Genomic DNA, 2,237 nt, shown 5'->3' with positions numbered 1-2,237 from the left:
GGGACGTGCTGGACCTGGCGCAGGACGCCGCGATCGTGGGGTCGGTCGTCCGGTCCCTGGACGGGGGTGGCGAGGCGTGTGCGATCTCGGTGATCGGTGCTGTCGGTGGCGTCGGCGCCTCCACCCTGGCCGCCGCGACGGCCCAGCTCGCGGTGCGACGCGAGCTCAGGACCGTGCTCGTCGACGGGGACGCCGCGGGTGGCGGGCTCGACCTGCTCACCGGGGCCGAGGCGGTCGACGGGTCGCGGTGGAACGACCTCGACGGCGCGATCGGCCACGTGGGCGCGGCCGAGCTCGAGTCCACCCTGCCCGTCCACCGAGGTCTGGCACACGTCTCGTTCGGTCGCTCGGGTCGGCCGGTGACGGGCGCGGCACCGGTCATCTCGGCCGCCGCGCGCGGGTTCGACGTCGTGGTCGCCGACGTACCTCGGCACGTCGACGACCTGGGGCGTGAGCTGATCGCTCGCTCGGTCCTGACGGTGCTCGTGGTGCCTCGCCGGCTCGGCGGGATCGTCGCCGCCCGCTCGCTGGTCGAGCGACTGGCCTCGACGACCGACGCGGTCGTCGCCGTGACCCGCGCGTGTCCCGCCGGAGTGTCCCGCACCGCCGTCGCCGCCGAGGTCGGCGTGCCGGTGGTGGCCGACCTGGGCACGTCACGACGCCTGGCGACCGACCTCGAGCACGGACTGGGACCCATGCGCGCGCGGACCGTGGTCGGGGCCGCCCGACGCATCCTCGATGCGGTGGGACTGCGATGACCCGGCCTCCCACGGACGTCGTCGAGCGCGTCCGACAGCGGCTGGCCACCCTCGGTGTCGAGCCCACCCCGCACAGCGTCGCCGAGGCGCTGCGCGTCGAGGACCAGCTGTGGGGCACGACGACCGTCCTGACGATCGTCGACCTGCTGCGGGGCGAGGCGCTCGGTGCGGGCGTGCTGCAACCGCTGCTCGACGGGCCGGGAGTCACGGACGTCCTGGTCAACGGAGCCGACGGCGTGTTTATCGATGCCGGGGACGGGCTCGTGCGCACCGACGTGTCGATGCCCGACGAGCCGGCCGTGCGGCGCCTCGCTCAGCGACTGGCCGCGTCGGCGGGCCGTCGCCTGGACGACGCGTCGCCGTGGGTGGATGGCCGGCTGGCGGACGGCACTCGGCTGCACGCCGTGCTGTCGCCGATCGCGCGCACGGGAACCGCCATCTCACTGCGCGTCCCACCGAGGCGTGCGCTGCCGCTGGGCGAGCTGGAGCGCCGGGGAGCGGTCGCCCCACCGATGGGCGTGGCGCTGCGCGAGCTGGTGACCTCACGACGCAGCTTCCTGGTGACCGGCGGCACCGGCTCGGGCAAGACGACCGTCCTGGCCGCACTGCTCGAGCACGTCCCTGCCGAGGAGCGCCTCGTGATCGTCGAGGACTCCGATGAGCTCAGGCCCGACCATCCCCACGCCGTGGGCCTCGTCGCCCGTCCGGCGAACGTCGAGGGCGCAGGAGCGGTCGAACTCCGTGACCTCGTGCGGCAGGCGCTGAGGATGAGGCCCGACCGCATCGTGGTCGGCGAGGTCCGCGGCGCCGAGGTCGTGGACCTGCTCGCGGCGCTGAACACCGGACACGAGGGCGGGTGCGGCACGGTCCACGCGAATGCGCCGGACGACGTGCCCGCACGGCTGGAGGCACTCGGCATCGCGGCGGGCCTGAGTCGTGCGGCGGTGCACGCTCAGGCCGCGGCCGCGCTCGACGCTCTCGTCCATGTCGTGAGGCACCCGGACGGACACCGCGAAATCGCGGAGCTCGCCGACCTGTCGTCGGACCCGTCCGGGCGCCTGGTCGTCCGTCCACGACTGACCGTCCGTCGCGGACGCGTCGTCGAGTCGTGAGCCTGGTCAGTGCCGCCCTGACCTCGCTGGCCGTGCTGGTGTGGCGGCCGCCATGGGGATGGGTGCGGGTCCGGGTGGGTGGGGCGTCGGTCCCTCACCCCGGCCGGCGGACCGGCGCGCTCGTCCTGGTGCTGACGCTGGTGACGAGCGTCGTGCTGTTTCCGCTGCCGATGGCCGTCATCGCGTGGACGGCGGCCGGCGTTGCCGGGACGGTGTGGCACCGCGTGGCCGGGGCACGCCGCCGGCGGGTGACCGAGGCGGTGCGGGACGAGGCCCACCGGGTGGTCGATGCCCTCGTCGCGGAGCTCCGCAGTGGGGCGCCACCCGCTACCGCGATTCTGCGCTTGGCACCCGAGACCGCCCTGCT

3 protein-coding genes are annotated in these 2,237 nt (G+C 74.8%); all 3 read left to right on the top strand.

The window, feature by feature from the left end; all coding sequences use genetic code 11:
* Positions 1–758: septum site-determining protein Ssd (gene ssd, locus RT309_RS14795; RefSeq protein ID WP_313358261.1), on the top strand; the 758-nt coding region annotated here is incomplete at its 5' end.
* Positions 755–1,870, top strand: coding sequence for a TadA family conjugal transfer-associated ATPase (locus tag RT309_RS14790; protein WP_313358260.1), 1,116 nt, complete (start codon positions 755–757; stop codon positions 1,868–1,870). The genes ssd and RT309_RS14790, both read left to right, overlap by 4 nt.
* Positions 1,867–2,237 (top strand): hypothetical protein (locus tag RT309_RS14785; RefSeq protein ID WP_313358258.1); only part of this gene is annotated, 371 nt, incomplete at its 3' end. The genes RT309_RS14790 and RT309_RS14785, both read left to right, overlap by 4 nt.

The organism is Microbacterium sp., assembly GCF_032084865.1.
GTDB lineage: Bacteria > Actinomycetota > Actinomycetes > Actinomycetales > Microbacteriaceae > Microbacterium.
The sequence above is the reverse complement of the archived record's forward strand: the minus strand, read 5'-3'. Positions and strand labels throughout refer to the sequence as shown.

Coding starts and splice junctions, on each gene's coding strand:
- RT309_RS14790 (WP_313358260.1), top strand. CDS start 755: ATGACCCGGCCTCCCACGGACGTCGTCGAGCGCGTCCGACAGCGGCTG.